Source organism: Flagellimonas lutimaris (genome assembly GCF_051494225.1).
GTDB lineage: Bacteria > Bacteroidota > Bacteroidia > Flavobacteriales > Flavobacteriaceae > Flagellimonas > Flagellimonas lutimaris_A.
Window position 1 is genome coordinate 34,022 of sequence record NZ_JBNPYE010000016.1, and the last position, 14,763, is coordinate 48,784.

The window sequence follows — 14,763 nt, forward strand, 5'->3', positions numbered from 1 at the left end:
ATGTTAAACTTAATTCTTATTGTTGTATTAATATGCCTTGTGACCGTAGGGCTCGTTTTCTTGATCGATAGATTTCTACCTCAAAAAGTAAAGCCTGTTTTAGTAATTCTATTCGGAATTTTGAGCATTTACCTTGGTTTTAAAATATATGACTCTATCAACGCCCCCATTGAGTTCAATAAGGTAAGAAAAGAGAGATTTTCCCATGTCATTGACAAACTTAAGGACATTAGGGATTCCCAGGAAGCTTATAAAACTGTAAACGGAAAATATGCCGGTGATTTTGAAAGCTTGATCAAATTCATCGATACGGGCAGCTATACCATTACTACCCAACGTGACTCTTCTTTCATGAGATATGACAGAGCCTATCAGATTGATATGCAGCAGGACACTATCATTATTGATACTTTGGGGACAGTAAAAGTAAAAGATTCTCTTTTTGGAGCAGATGACCGCTACAAAACTATGATGGATGTTCCTTACGCCCAAAACAACGAAAAGTTTGAAATGAAAGCTGATATTGTTGACAAGAGTGGATACAAAGCTCCTGTTTTCGAAGCCAAGGTTAAGAAAAACGTTGTGCTTTACGATCAGCCTGAAGATTTGGTAGAAAAAGAAAACTCTCACCAAAGTGTTGAAGAAGTAAATGGCACTGAAATAAAGGTTGGTTCCTTGACCGATGTTAGTACAAACGGAAACTGGCCACCTATCTACGATAGGAAAAAGAATAACTAGCTATAGTACACAACGAAACAAATAGCACCTATAGAAAACTGTCCATTCAAGCTGGCTTGAATGGACTTTCTTTTTGTGTACTGGACACCATCTCCAGTAAAATTCTTGCTTTCGAAAGGATAAACTTCAAAACCCAGCTCACCCCTTACTTAATGCTAAAGGAGTTAAAAGAAAAACTCAGCAAGCAAGGTGATATAGGACGAAATTTTTCCGAAGTAATGGTTATCCATAAAAACAATATGTTCGGATTGGTTCCCAAGCCACTTTTTAACAAAGAGGAATTACCGAACTACTTAAAGTTCAATGCCAAAATAATGGCAAACGACCTTATTGCTTATGATGAAATCCCAAATCAGGAAATCATCAACGTTTACATTCCCTACACCAACGTAAACAACTACATTTTTGAGCTTTTTGGAGAGTTTGAATTCAAACATAGCGGTACCGTTCTAATCAACACACTTTTAAATCAAAATAGGGCAACATCGGAACCCATTTGCTATATACAAGTATCTGAGCGTGAAATGGAAATGATGGTAATGTCCGACAAAAAACTGCTCTTCTACAACCAGTTCGAATACGGTAACAAGGAAGATTTTCTGTATTATCTCTTGTTCAGTTTGGAGCAATTACAAATGGATTTGGAAAAAGTTAACCTTAAACTTTTTGGTGCTATCGATGAAGGTGATCCCATTTACGAACTTTGCTACCAATACATTAAAAACGTATCTGTTTTTGTTCCCAGCAACCCATCATTCCCAATGGAACATTTGGAAAATGAACGCATAGATTTTTCCATTTTAAGCTCCCTCTAAATGCGTATTATTTCGGGAAAATATAAGGGCAAAAGACTAACTGCCCCAAAAAAGCTGCCTGTACGCCCCACAACGGATATGGCAAAGGAAGCTTTGTTCAACATTTTAAATAATCGCTTTTATTTTGATGAACTCAAAGTATTGGATTTATTTTCGGGTACAGGAAACATTAGTTTTGAGTTTGCATCCCGGGGTACAGACAAAATAACTGCTGTTGATGGTCATCAAGGATGTGTTCGCTACATCTCCAAAATAGCACAAGAACTGGATTTTTCTATAGCTACCGTTAAGTCCGATGTCTTTATGTTTTTACAGCGAACACCTGAAAAATTCGACCTTATTTTTGCCGACCCGCCGTATGCTTTTGATACGGAACAATTTCTTAAGATTGCTGATTTGGTATTTGAAAAAGAGCTTTTACAGGAAGATGGGCTTTTAATCATTGAACACTCCGAGCAAACCGACCTTTCCGAACATCCTAAGTTTTCGGAACAACGAAAATATGGGGGAAGTATTTTTAGTTTCTTTGAAATAGAATAAAAGCAGGCCATAAGCCGGATTCTGTATACCCTTATCATTTATCTAGACAAATGGTTGCCCAAGTGTTCTAACCGCCTACCCTCCAACTCGAGCGTGCAGCCCTCTACCGATAGCTATCGGGACGTTGGTTTACATGACGTTTCACCGCATAGAGTTTGCCGATTTCACTACAGCCGAACTGTACTTGCTTTCTGTTGCACTGGTCCTCGCCTTGCGGCGGACGGGCGTTACCCGCTATGCCGCACTTTGGTGCCCGGACTTTCCTCTTCAAGTACGGTTGCCCATACTTGCAGCGATAAGGTGGCCTGCTGCGTGCAAAGGTAACCCAATTGTTAATAAAAAAGGGCTTAACTGTGCACTTACAGGTAACTTTGCACGATCCTATTTTTATATTTGTAGTAATTCTATTTTTCCCAGTATTGGAACCTTTTATAGTATCAGCAAGAAAATATAGACCTCAAACGTTCAAAGATGTTGTGGGACAATCATCCATTACCAACACCTTGACGAATGCCATTGAACACAATCATTTGGCGCAAGCCTTGTTGTTCTGTGGTCCAAGAGGTGTGGGGAAAACGACCTGTGCCCGTATTTTGGCCAAAAAAATAAACCAAGATGGTACGGAAAGGGAAGATGAAGATTTTGCTTTCAATATTTTTGAGCTGGATGCCGCTTCCAACAATTCAGTGGATGATATCCGTAGTTTGATAGACCAAGTGCGCATTCCCCCACAAACGGGAAAATACAAGGTATATATTATTGATGAGGTGCATATGCTCTCCCAATCGGCCTTCAATGCATTTTTGAAGACCTTGGAAGAACCGCCCAAGCATGCCATTTTTATTTTGGCAACAACGGAAAAGCACAAAATAATTCCCACCATCCTGTCCCGATGTCAAATTTTTGACTTTAAACGCATCACGGTAAAGGATGCTGCGGAATACCTAAAACATATCGCGGAACAGCAAGGGATAGAAGCGGAGGAAAGTGCGCTACACATTATTGCACAAAAGGCAGATGGTGCTATGCGGGATGCTTTATCCATTTTTGACCGTGTGGTAAGTTTTTCAGGGGAAAAATTGACTCGAAAAGCCGTAACGGAAAACCTCAACGTTCTTGATTACGACATTTACTTTTCCGCAACCGATTTGATTTTGGAGAACAACATTCCCGAACTCCTAGTACTTTTCAACAAAACCTTATCCCTCGGGTTCGATGGTCACCACTTTATTACAGGTTTGGCCTCACACTTTAGGGACTTGATGGTTTGCCAACATCCTGATACTTTAAACCTTTTGGAAGTCGGTGACGATGTGAGGCAACAATATCAAGACCAAGCCAAAAAGGCATCAAAAGAATTTCTTTTAAAGGCCATAGATATGGCCAACGATTGCGATCTAAAATATAAGACCAGCAAAAATCAACGATTGCTTGTTGAACTCACTCTTATGAAATTGGCGTCCATTACTTACGATGGAGAAAAAAAAAACTCTAATTTCATAATCCCTGCCTCTTATTTTGCAGGTAAAATATCAACATCAAACGGCACAATACCTCCTCCAAACAATGGTTCGGTTCCAGTGCCCAAAGTGGAAAAACCAGCACCGGAACAATCTACCTCAAAAGAACCTATAAAAGAAGCTTCTGAACCAGAGAAAGCTAAAGAAGAACTGGTCAGTGAGCCGAGAGAAAGTTATCAGCCCAAAAAAATCAACATTAAGACTTCCGAAAAGCGGGTTTCGGGACTTTCACTTTCTAGCATCAAAGTCAAAAAAGCACATGAGAACACAAAATCCACGAACATTGCTGAAGAGGATTTACCACATGATGCTTTTGAAGAAAAAGACATGCAGCAACATTGGGATGATTTTGTACACCAATTGGAAAAACAAGGAAAAAAAATATTGGCAAGTAACCTTCAGTCTGATGTTCCCAAGCTAAAAAACGAAAATACCATTTGGATAGAGCTCCCCAATGGCACCATGAAAAAGGAGATAGAACGGGAACAGAGTTTAATGCTCGACTATCTAAAGCAAAAACTGAACAACTATTCCATTTCGCTCCACATTACGGTAAATGAAGAGGTAGCCAAAAAATTCGCCTTTACTCCAGAAGAGAAGTATGAAAAATTAAAAGAGAAAAACCCAAATATTGAGCTATTGCGAAAAGAGTTTGATTTGGATTTTTAAACTTACTGCACAATACTTTTATCTTTGCACTCGAAACTTTCAAAATCATATTCATGTTAGGCCTTAAACTTCCAACAGACCCTAGATGGGTGAACATCGTTGAAAAAAATATCGAAGAAATTTTGACGGACCATGCCTATTGCGAACAAAAGGCGGCAAGCACTGCAATTTCCTTGATTATTGGTTTCCCGGAAAAATCGGAATTGGTAAAGGAAATGACCGCCCTTGCCCGCGAAGAAATGGGACACTTTAATATGGTGCACGATAAAATTATTAATCGTGGATGGGTCTTGGGACGCGAACGAAAGGATGAATACGTAATTGAATTAATGAAGTTCTTCCCAAAAGGTGGTAGCAGAGAAACCCATTTGGTGCATAAACTTTTGTATGCCGCACTGATTGAAGCTCGCAGTTGTGAACGTTTTAGATTACTTTCAGAAGAGATAGACGACGAAGAGCTATCCGAATTCTACCGCAATTTAATGGTCAGTGAGGCCAACCACTACACCATGTTCCTAAAGTTTGCCCGTAAATACGGAAAAAAAGAGGAAGTGGATAAAAAATGGGAGGACCTATTGGAGTACGAAGCCCAATTAATGAAAGACTTAGGCAAAAAGGAAACCATGCACGGTTAGGCTTCTTTTTTAAGCCTCCAATTTTCGTTTATAATAATCGTACATTTCAAATTGAGAACGTAGCTCAGTTTCCCCTTTGGCTCGCTTTCTATAGGCATTGTCCTGTTTTGCCGAGAACACTCTAGCCTTGGAATTATCTCTCCAAGAGATATCAAAAGTATCGAGCAATTCTTGCCTGATATCTGGATCGTAAATAGGACAGCCCACCTCTACCCTAAAGTCGAGGTTACGCGTCATCCAATCTGCCGAAGAAATATAAATTTTCATGTCGCCACCATTCCCAAAAATGAACAATCTAGGGTGTTCTAAAAATTTATCCACAACACTGATGGCTTCGATATTCTCGCTCATGCCCTCAACACCGGGAATAAGACAGCATACCCCCCTAACGATCATTTGTATTTTAACTCCCGCCCTACTAGCTTCATAAAGTTTGTCTACCATTTTATACGAAGTAAGGCTGTTCATCTTTATTTTGATGTAGGCCTCCTTCCCTGCCTTTGCATACTCGATTTCTTGGTCAATCAACTTCATAAAAGTTGATTTGGTATAATGCGGAGATACAATTAGATGCCTGTATTTATTGATTTTATAATTGGTTTCGAAAAACCCGAACACTTTGTTCATATCCTTAAGGATACCTTGGTGGGCGGTAAATAAGGTATAGTCCGTATAAATCTTTGCCGTAGACTCGTTAAAATTCCCGGTACTGATAAAACCATACCTCTTGATTCCCTCATCCTCTTCACGTTCCACCAAACAAACCTTACTATGTACTTTTAGCCCAGGAACACCAAAAATCAACTTCACACCTTCATCCTGTAAATGATTGGCATATTCAATATTGTTCTGCTCATCGAACCTAGCTTGCAACTCAATTTGTACGGTCACTTGCTTTCCATTTTTGACCGCATTGACCAAGGCGGATACAATTTGACTATCACTCGCCAATCGATATATCGTAATCTTAATACTTCGTACTTGTGGATCTAGTGCAGCTTCCCGTAAAAACTTGGTCACGTAACTAAAGGTATGGTATGGGGCATAAATCATGTAATCTTTATGGGCAATAATTTCCAACAAACTCCCCTTCATACTTAATCCCTTTACTGGTAAGGGCTCGATTTTATCGTACATAAGATCATGTCTTCCCAAGCTGGGGAAACCCATATAATCCCTTCTATTGTGGTAACGGCCACCAGGAATAACACTATCGGTGTCCATGATATCCATTTTTTCCTTTAGGAATTGAAGGGTATCCTTGTCAATACTTTTATCGTAAACAAAGCGCACGGGATCACTGATTTTTCTATGCTCCACGCTGGAAGAAATCTTCTCAATAAAGCTTTTACTCAAATCATTGTCAATATCTAATTCGGCATCTCGAGTAATTTTGATCATGTGGGCAGAAATGGATTCAAACTCGAACATGGTGAACACACTGTCCAAACAAAAACGAATCAAATCGTCCAACATGATGACAAAATCCTTATCCCCTTCCTTTGGCAATACAACAAATCGATCTATTCCTTTGGGAATTTCAATAAGTGCATATCGGTTGTGTTTGCCCTTCGCAGAACCGTTCTTCATCACAATTTTAACCGCCAAATAAGCCGCCGTATCCTTCAGCAAGGGAAATTCGGTTAGATCATTAAGAATGATGGTCATCAACTCTTGATTTACCTTTTTAAAGAAATAATCCCGAATAAATTCAGCTTGACTTTCATTTACTTCGGTTTCCCTGATGATAAAAATATTTTCTTCGCGCAGTTCTCTATCTATTTCCTTAAAAACTTCAAGACTACGTGACTGCTGATCAATCACAATTTTGGTGATTTCCTCCAAAAGGTCTTTTGCTTTTTCTCCCCCCAACACACTTTTTCCGGTTTTCCCGGCATCTACAATACGTTTTACGGTGGCGTACCTTACCTTGAAAAACTCGTCCAAGTTATTACTGAAAATCCCTAAAAATCGTAATCGGTCAATCAGCGGAACTCTATGGTCCTTACTTTCCTGTAGTACCCTAGCATTAAATTGTAACCAACTGATTTCCCTGTTTATATATTCGTTCTTTGTTTTTACCATCTATTTTTTCAAGTGTTTTGGAAAGACCATTTGTTTTGTGGTACCCCCTGATATTTTGGACCAATCGTCCACACCAAATGTAATGTGTACAAGTCCTGCCGTGGGAACGTTCTCAATATACTGATCTCCCCAAGTATTTGCAAGTGAAGTGAAGGCATAATTGTGCCCAAATATGGCTACAGTGTTTAAATCATTGTCCAATTGTTGTACAAATTGCTGTACACTGTTGCCCGAGAAATCATAGAGCATATTGTTGACCTTGAACTTGGACAGATCAAATTCCAGGTTTCTTACAAAGATCATACTGGTGTGCAAAGCACGGTTGGCAGGGCTGGAATATATAAAATCGATTGAAGGAGCATGCAAACCAAAGGTTTGAGAAACCAAATGGGCATCGTTAATCCCTCTTTGCTTTAAAGGTCTGTCATTGTCGGAAACATCGTAATCCCAAGAGGATTTCCCATGTCGCATCAGTATTAATTGTTTCATCTTATCGGAATTAGGGTGCCAAACGTTCTATTTTCCAATCATAATCTTCTTGAAGGGTATATCGAATTCGATCATGTAATCTATTGGGACGCCCTTGCCAAAATTCCATGGAGATGGGGCGAACCAAATATCCTCCCCAGTAGTCAGGTCGTTGAATTTCTTTGCCATCATATTTTTTCTCAAGCTTGCTTAACTCCTTTTCCAAATATTCACGTGACGGGACTACTTCGCTCTGATCGGACACTATGGCACCGAGTTGGCTTCCTGCGGGTCTGGATTCAAAATATCCATCGGAAAGGTTTTCGGCTATCTTCTCGGCCGTACCTTTTATAATGATTTGTCGTTCCATATTTGGCCAAAAAAAAGATAAACAAACAGATGGGTTTGCTGCAATCGCCTTGCCTTTTTCACTTTGGTAATTGGTATAGAAAATAAAACCCTCAAAAGTAAACTTCTTCATTAAGACCACTCTACTCTTCGGGAAACCATCCAAACCAATGGTCGAAACTGTCATGGCATTGGGTTCATCCACTCCATCGGAAGCTTCCACCTCATAAAACCACTTTTGAAATTGTTCCATTGGATTCTCCTTTACGGCCCCTTCTGTCAATTCACTTTTTTCGTAGGATTTTCTATAGTTGCTCAAGTCTTTTTGCATGACGTGAAGTTCGTCAAAATTAGAATCTCCTCAAAGCAACAGGTTTAGAAAAGTTTTGCTAAAATCCTTTAGTTGCCAAAGTCAAATGTTTTGCCATCATCTGCCAAATCAACATAAGGAAAAATCTCCTTGGCCTCTTCCCTAAAAAGTTCAATGGATTTATAACGCGTTGAATAATGTCCTAAAATAAGAAGTTTCGCATCGGCTTTTTTGGCAATTTGTGCCGCTTGCTTAGAAGTGGAATGCTTTGTTTTCTCGCAAAGGTGGGATTCGGATTCTAAGAAAGTGGATTCGTGGTAGAGTACGCTTACATCTTTTATAATGGGCAAAATAGCCTCGTTATAGACCGTATCACTGCAAAAGGCATAACTTTTGGGCTCGGGTGGATCAAAAGTAAGTTGTTTATTGGGAATTATATTACCGGATTTGTCCACACCATCGTCACCTTTTTTAATATTGTTGAACTGGCTCTTGTCTATGCCATATTTTTTGGCCGCATTAACATTTAATGTCCGCGGAGATTCTTTTTCTTGAAACAAAAATCCATTGGTATACACCCTATGAATCAATGGGACCGTTCGCACGGCGACTTTTTCATCTTCATAAATGAGTTCGGATTCTTTGGATTCCAACTCATGAAATATCAAAGGGTAATTGGTCCAAGAATCTCCAAGCTTTAAAAATAAGGTGATGGCTTGCTTTATCCCTTTTGGACCATAAATATGTAGTTCTTTGTCCCTACCCAACAACCTAAAGGTTGAAATTAGCCCCGGAAGTCCAAAAAAGTGGTCCCCGTGGAGATGTGATATGAATATATGATTGATTCTAGAGAACTTAATCTTGAACTTTCTAAGCTGGACTTGGGTCCCTTCGCCACAATCGATCAAAAAGAGGTGGTTTTTTATATCGAGTACCTGCGAAGTAGGGTTGGTAAATGTTCGTGGCGTAGCGGCATAGCATCCAAGTACAGTCAATTTCATATGCCCAGATCGCGTTCTATTTCCTCCATCTCGATAAGATCCTTGGCTTCCTGTAGGGTAGGCACCACGCTTATTTCTTCTGGAACTTCATCATAATTTAGCTTATCCGTTACCAGAACAAAGGATTGCCCTAAGGCTCTATGGGTATTGGAAATATCCAAGAACTCCAAAATATCACCAATCGTAAGTTTATCAAAAGAAAAGAGATTGACAACTATGTTATCATGCTTTAGTTTTGGGTACGCTTTATTTAGGTTTTCCAAAAATACTCCTAACGTGGTTTTTTCTTGGAAAACAATGGTTGTTGTTCCGTCTTTGTCGAAAATCATCTCTTACTTAATTTTTGATGCCAATAGATAAAGTACGGCCATGCGTACAGCCACTCCATTCTCAACCTGATGTAATATAATGGACTGATCGGAATCGGCCACATCACTGGTAATTTCCACACCTCGATTTATGGGCCCGGGATGCATAATCACAATTTGCTTGTCCAAGCTGTTCAGGAGCTGTTTGTTCACCCCAAATTGTTGTGTGTATTCTCGTGTGGATGGAAAATAACTAATATCCATTCTTTCGTTCTGAACGCGTAGCATATTGGCCACATCGCACCACTCCAATGCTTTTTTCAAATTGGTCTCCACTTCCACACCCAACGATTCAATATGCTTGGGAATCAATGTCCGTGGGCCACAAACTTTCACGTTGGCTCCCTGCAATTTTAAGGCAAATATGTTGGACAGCGCTACCCGTGAGTGCAGGATATCTCCAACAATTACTACATTTTTACCTCCTACATCACCCAACTTCTCTCGTATGGAATAGGAATCCAATAAAGCTTGTGTCGGGTGTTCATGGGCTCCATCGCCTGCATTGACTATTGCCGCTTTTACGTGTTTTGATAAAAATATGCCGGCTCCCGGATTCGGATGGCGCATCACCACCATATCCACTTTCATAGAAAGAATATTGTTTACGGTATCGATGAGGGTCTCCCCTTTTTTAACGGAGGATTGCCCTGCCGAAAAATTGACCACATCGGCTGAAAGTCTTTTCTCGGCCAGTTCAAAAGACAATTTTGTTCGGGTACTGTTTTCAAAAAAGATATTGGCAATGGTGATATCCCTGAGTGTGGGTACCTTTTTAATGGAACGATTGATTACCTCCTTAAAATGATCGGCAGTTTCAAAAATGAGCGATATATCCTTTTTGTTCAGATACTTAATTCCTAACAAGTGATTTACACTTAACTCGCTCATTCCTTTTTATTTGCTTATTAAATATACTTTATCCTCACCATCATTTTCTTCCCACATCACCTTAACTTTTTCATCGTTGATGGCATCTACCTGTCTACCTCTATACGTTGGCTGTATGGGCAAATGTCTGCTAAAACGTCGGTCAATCAGTGTTAAAAGTTCTATACTACTTGGTCTTCCAAAGGATTGAATTGCCGTTAGGGCCGCCCTGATACTTCTTCCGGTATAGAGCACATCATCTATAAACACCACTTTTTTATCCTCCACCAAAAAATTCATTTGTGTGGAATTTGCTTTCAGGATTTCTCCTCGTCCAAAATCGTCCCTAAAAAATGTGATATCCAAGAATCCCAGATCAATATGTTTGATCTTGTATTCCTTTTTGAGAATCTTTACCAACCTCTCCGCTAAAAAACCACCTCGTGGCTGAATACCGATAAGAGCGGTATCCTTAAAATCCAAATGGTTTTCCATTAGCTGACAGGCCAACCGGTGCAGTATGATGTTGATTTCTTTTGAAGTAAGCAGTACTTTTTGACTCATATGCTGTGTGCGACCAACTCGGTGGAATACAAAAGTAAGCAATTCTTTAAAATGTTTGGGACATAAAAAAGCCCCGCTGTTTCCAGCGGGGCTTCGTATCATTGAAAAGTCCGATTACTTTTTCTTGGAATCGGCTTCCATTTTATCCTTCAATGCTTGTAACGCAGAGTTGGCATCTCCAAGGGTCGGAGCAGCTTCATCGGATGATGCAGCTCTTTTCTTGGCGGCAGCTTTCACATTTTTATCTTCTTGTTCTCTAAAGATCGCAGTGTGGCTAGCCACAACTCTTTTGAAATCTTTGTTGAACTCAATGATCTTGAATTCAGCTTCTTCACCTTTTACAAGTTTTTTGCCGTCTTCTTTTTCCATGTGACGTTGTGGAACAAATCCAACGATATCCTCGTTGAAGTTGATTGTAGCTCCTTTGTCAACAACATCTGCAATTGCAGCTTTGTGTAATGTACCCTCAGCAAACTCTTCGGAATACTTGTCCCAAGGGTTCTCTGTGGTTTGTTTGTGTCCAAGGCTCAATTTGCGTCCTTCTACGTCCAATTCCAATACTTCAACCTCCAGTGTGTCACCTACGGCAACAAACTCAGATGGGTGCTTGATTTTCTTGGTCCAAGAAAGGTCAGAGATATAAATCAAACCGTCGATACCTTCTTCCAGCTCTACGAATACTCCAAAGTTGGTAAAGTTTCTAACAATTCCTTTATGTCTTGATCCAACAGGATATTTAGTCGTAATATCAGTCCATGGGTCTGGCGTCAATTGCTTGATACCCAATGACATTTTACGATCTTCCCTATCCAAGGTCAATACAACAGCTTCAACCTCGTCACCAACATTCACAAAGTCTTGTGCTGATCTTAGGTGTGTACTCCACGACATTTCTGAAACGTGGATCAAACCTTCTACACCTTCGGCAACTTCGATAAATGCACCGTAATCTGCGATTACAACAACTTTACCTTTTACTTTGTCACCAACTTTGATCTCATCACCTAGGGCATCCCATGGGTGTTTCTCCAATTGTTTAAGACCTAACTGGATTCTTGACTTGTTATCATCGAAATCAAGGATAACAACGTTCAATTTCTGATCTAGATCTACAACTTCGTTCGGGTGGTTGATTCGGCTCCAAGAAAGGTCGGTAATGTGAACCAATCCATCCACACCTCCAAGGTCGATAAATACCCCGTAAGATGTAATGTTTTTGACCACACCTTCCAATACTTGACCTTTTTCCAACTGGCCGATGATCTCTTTTTTCTGCTCTTCGATATCCGCTTCGATCAAAGCTTTGTGAGATACTACCACGTTTTTGAACTCGTGGTTGATTTTCACTACTTTGAACTCCATCGTTTTACCTACGTACTGATCGTAATCCCGGATAGGTTTCACATCGATCTGAGAACCTGGCAAGAACGCCTCGATTCCGAATACGTCAACGATCATACCACCTTTGGTACGACATTTAACGAATCCTGTAACAATCTCTTCTTTGTCGTGTGCATTGTTGACACGCTCCCACGCCTTGATTGTTCTTGCTTTACGGTGAGACAATACCAACTGACCGGTTTTGTCTTCACGGATATCTATAAGTACCTCAACTTTATCACCAACTTTTAGGTCAGGATTGTAGCGGAACTCATTTAAGGAAATCACACCTTCGGACTTGGCATTGATGTCAATGATCGCCTCACGGTCTGTCATGTGAACCACTTTTCCTTCCACTACTTCCTCATCGGCAGTGTCCACAAAGTTCTCCTCTACAAGTGTTTCAAATTCCTTAAGCTTCGTATCGTCTACACGCTCAATTCCTTCTTCGTACTTGTCCCAATCAAAATTCTCAAGAAATTCCTGTGGATTTTGTTTGGGTTCTGCTTCTTTTACTTCTGGTGCTGTGGCAGTTTCTTCTACCTCAACGTTTTGTTTCTCTTCAGCCATTTTGCTGATTAAAATTTGTATTCCACGTTTTACAAGAGTCAAACAATTACCGTAGAAGTGGTTTTAAATTGATTTTCTAAACTCCCTTTTTCTCTTGCCTCCTTGCTAAAAGGGGTGCAAAAATACAATTAAATTATTGATATACAAAGCCTACAAGCAAGGTTTCAGCAAAAAAAGTATTACAATTATTTAATAGTAAAATAGTGGCATATTAAGTATCTTGAAACTTCTAATTGTTAACTGTAAAAAATATTATTATGAGCGTTAAAGCAAAGTATCAACCTGTATTGGATTTAGGTGAGGAATTGGATGTAAAAAATGGCGATGTAACTGTTGAAGGTGACATTTTAAAGATAAAAGGGATGACCAAAACCCAATATGAGAAAAACCTATTGTGGGACAAAATCAAGGAAATAGGCGGGGAGCATCCTTCGGACATTAAAGCAAATATTACGGTGGAAGATGATTCCGTGTATCACAGGCATACTGTAAAGAGTGGTGAATCTTTGAGCAAGATTGCCAAACATTACTACGGCGACCCGATGAAATACACCAAAATTTTTGATGCGAACACCAATATTTTAAAGGACCCGAACGTGATCCATCCCGATCAGGTGTTGGTGATTCCGAATTTGTAGCATATACCAATGTTTTGTATTTAAAAAGGCGCCCATTGGGTGTCTTTTTTGTTCCAAGAATCATTTTGTCAATTGAAAATAGGACTTTATCAATTGATTAGGGGCATTCATTGATTACTCGTTTTTTTTTACTTGGGAATTACAAGATTTGCACGTTATTGCTTTTTCGTTAGGAACAACAAGCCTTTTTGATATATCCTAACAACAAAACCAAAAGCTGATTAATAAACTGTAATTAACTATCTATTAAAAAATGAAAAAACAATTGTCCTTAGTAATATTAAGTATGATCGCATTTCTACATGTAAATGCACAAGATGGTGGAGACTTCGAATTTGGAATGCATTCCGGGTTAAATTTAGCTAATGTTATCATCTCAGATGGGCTAAGTGATACCAATACCAGGGTATCTTTTAATGCTGGTATATCTGGCGAATATTATTTTTCTGATAGATGGGGTCTGAAAGGAAAGCTTATTTATGATAGCAAAGGATGGGCAGATGGTTTTATTGAAGATGAAGAAAATAATAGTTCCACAACAACAAATTTTAAATTAAACTATTTGTCAATCCCAATTATGGCTAACTGGCATTTTGGTTCCAATAGGAATTGGTATTTGAATTTTGGCCCGTACATGGGGCTTTTAATCAGTGCTAAAGATTCAGAATTGGGAATAGATGTTAAAGAAGTCTTTAAAAGTATCGACCTAGGTCTTGCCCTAGGCATTGGATACAAATTTAAAGTAAGTGAAAATGCTCAATTATTCGTTGAGTTTGACGGTCAATCTGGATTCGTTGACATATTCGAGGAAAATTATTGGAGCTCTGTAAATAACGCAAGAAGTAGTTTGAATTTTGGTGTATTGTTTGGATTATAAAACCATTTATCCTGCATGGTATAGAATCTATTGACACCCCATTCCACCAAACTTAACAATAAATAAGAGACGTCCATTGGGCGTCCTTTTAGTTTTGAAGGTTTTTATCGTCCACTCGAAACCGTTTAGTGTCAATTCAACGAATACATCCGTCAATTCAAAATGGAATTTTAACCAGAAAAAAACTAACTTCACTTATCGGTCGATATAATTCATTTAAAAACGAATCATATCTTTAAACGTTGTGAACAATTCGCCAAGGGCGAACTTTAATCTGCGCAACTTCGTTGCAATGCATCTTAAAGTAAATTGTTCACAACAGAGCGCTAAACCAAATTGCACCTATCGCACTACCCAGAATATCGCC

The 14,763-nt window shown here is 39.3% G+C and carries 15 protein-coding genes and 1 other RNA gene; 7 read left to right on the forward strand and 9 right to left on the reverse strand.

Translation table 11 applies throughout. From position 1 onward, the window contains the following. Genes ACQQ5U_RS19020 through rsmD form a run of 3 tightly spaced genes read left to right on the forward strand, consistent with a single transcriptional unit; the run spans window position 1 to window position 2,093 of the window. Window positions 1–738: a hypothetical protein gene (locus ACQQ5U_RS19020; RefSeq protein ID WP_437399995.1), complete on the forward strand. Its 738-nt coding sequence runs from the start codon at window positions 1–3 to the stop codon at window positions 736–738. A gap of 2 nt (window positions 739–740) precedes the next feature. Continuing rightward, the gene (locus ACQQ5U_RS19025; RefSeq protein ID WP_437400018.1) at window positions 741–1,553 is read left to right on the forward strand and encodes a DUF3822 family protein; all 813 of its coding nucleotides are present in this window, start codon (window positions 741–743) and stop codon (window positions 1,551–1,553) included. Further along, entirely contained in the window at window positions 1,554–2,093 is a 540-nt protein-coding gene (rsmD, locus tag ACQQ5U_RS19030; protein WP_437399997.1) for a 16S rRNA (guanine(966)-N(2))-methyltransferase RsmD, read from the forward strand. Here the strand turns inward: rsmD and rnpB are convergent. Further along, window positions 2,089–2,405, reverse strand: an RNA gene (gene rnpB, locus ACQQ5U_RS19035) — RNase P RNA component class A. The two genes, rsmD and rnpB, sit on opposite strands and share 5 nt — an antisense overlap. A gap of 107 nt (window positions 2,406–2,512) precedes the next feature. On the opposite strand from rnpB, the gene ACQQ5U_RS19040 reads away from it, so the two are divergent. Together ACQQ5U_RS19040 and ACQQ5U_RS19045 are read left to right on the forward strand one after the other, a co-directional pair. After that, window positions 2,513–4,282 carry a DNA polymerase III subunit gamma/tau gene (locus ACQQ5U_RS19040; RefSeq protein ID WP_437400020.1) on the forward strand — a complete coding sequence of 590 codons (1,770 nt, stop codon included), beginning with the start codon at window positions 2,513–2,515 and terminating at the stop codon, window positions 4,280–4,282. 53 nt (window positions 4,283–4,335) lie between these two features. Next, window positions 4,336–4,917, forward strand: coding sequence for a tRNA-(ms[2]io[6]A)-hydroxylase (locus tag ACQQ5U_RS19045; RefSeq protein ID WP_288935866.1), 582 nt, complete (start codon window positions 4,336–4,338; stop codon window positions 4,915–4,917). 9 nt (window positions 4,918–4,926) lie between these two features. On the opposite strand, the gene ppk1 is transcribed toward ACQQ5U_RS19045, so the two are convergent. From ppk1 to rpsA, 8 genes are all read right to left on the reverse strand, one after another. Continuing rightward, window positions 4,927–7,002 (reverse strand): polyphosphate kinase 1, encoded by a 2,076-nt coding sequence (gene ppk1 / locus ACQQ5U_RS19050; RefSeq protein ID WP_437400000.1) that lies wholly within the window; start codon window positions 7,000–7,002, stop codon window positions 4,927–4,929. Further along, window positions 7,003–7,491: a SixA phosphatase family protein gene (locus ACQQ5U_RS19055; protein WP_437400002.1), complete on the reverse strand. Its 489-nt coding sequence runs from the start codon at window positions 7,489–7,491 to the stop codon at window positions 7,003–7,005. A 10-nt stretch (window positions 7,492–7,501) separates the two neighbouring features. Further along, window positions 7,502–8,149: a pyridoxamine 5'-phosphate oxidase gene (pdxH, locus tag ACQQ5U_RS19060; protein ID WP_437400004.1), complete on the reverse strand. Its 648-nt coding sequence runs from the start codon at window positions 8,147–8,149 to the stop codon at window positions 7,502–7,504. Between the two features lie 68 nt (window positions 8,150–8,217). Continuing rightward, the gene (locus ACQQ5U_RS19065) at window positions 8,218–9,129 is read right to left on the reverse strand and encodes a ribonuclease Z (protein ID WP_437400006.1); all 912 of its coding nucleotides are present in this window, start codon (window positions 9,127–9,129) and stop codon (window positions 8,218–8,220) included. After that, window positions 9,126–9,458 (reverse strand): ribonuclease Z, encoded by a 333-nt coding sequence (locus ACQQ5U_RS19070; protein ID WP_437400008.1) that lies wholly within the window; start codon window positions 9,456–9,458, stop codon window positions 9,126–9,128. The genes ACQQ5U_RS19065 and ACQQ5U_RS19070 overlap by 4 nt, the downstream gene beginning before the upstream one ends. A 3-nt stretch (window positions 9,459–9,461) precedes the next feature. Then, complete coding sequence (locus ACQQ5U_RS19075) at window positions 9,462–10,388, reverse strand: aspartate carbamoyltransferase catalytic subunit (RefSeq protein WP_288935882.1); 927 nt, start codon at window positions 10,386–10,388, stop codon at window positions 9,462–9,464. A 6-nt stretch (window positions 10,389–10,394) separates the two neighbouring features. Then, window positions 10,395–10,931, reverse strand: coding sequence for a bifunctional pyr operon transcriptional regulator/uracil phosphoribosyltransferase PyrR (gene pyrR, locus ACQQ5U_RS19080; RefSeq protein ID WP_119608890.1), 537 nt, complete (start codon window positions 10,929–10,931; stop codon window positions 10,395–10,397). A gap of 114 nt (window positions 10,932–11,045) precedes the next feature. Then, entirely contained in the window at window positions 11,046–12,881 is a 1,836-nt protein-coding gene (rpsA, locus tag ACQQ5U_RS19085) for a 30S ribosomal protein S1 (protein WP_437400010.1), read from the reverse strand. Between the two features lie 257 nt (window positions 12,882–13,138). Between rpsA and ACQQ5U_RS19090 the strand changes: the two genes are divergently transcribed. Both ACQQ5U_RS19090 and ACQQ5U_RS19095 read left to right on the forward strand, forming a co-directional pair. Next, complete coding sequence (locus ACQQ5U_RS19090; protein WP_437400012.1) at window positions 13,139–13,519, forward strand: LysM peptidoglycan-binding domain-containing protein; 381 nt, start codon at window positions 13,139–13,141, stop codon at window positions 13,517–13,519. A 253-nt stretch (window positions 13,520–13,772) separates the two neighbouring features. Then, window positions 13,773–14,396 (forward strand): porin family protein, encoded by a 624-nt coding sequence (locus tag ACQQ5U_RS19095; RefSeq protein ID WP_437400014.1) that lies wholly within the window; start codon window positions 13,773–13,775, stop codon window positions 14,394–14,396. Window positions 14,397–14,763: the final 367 nt, after the last annotated feature.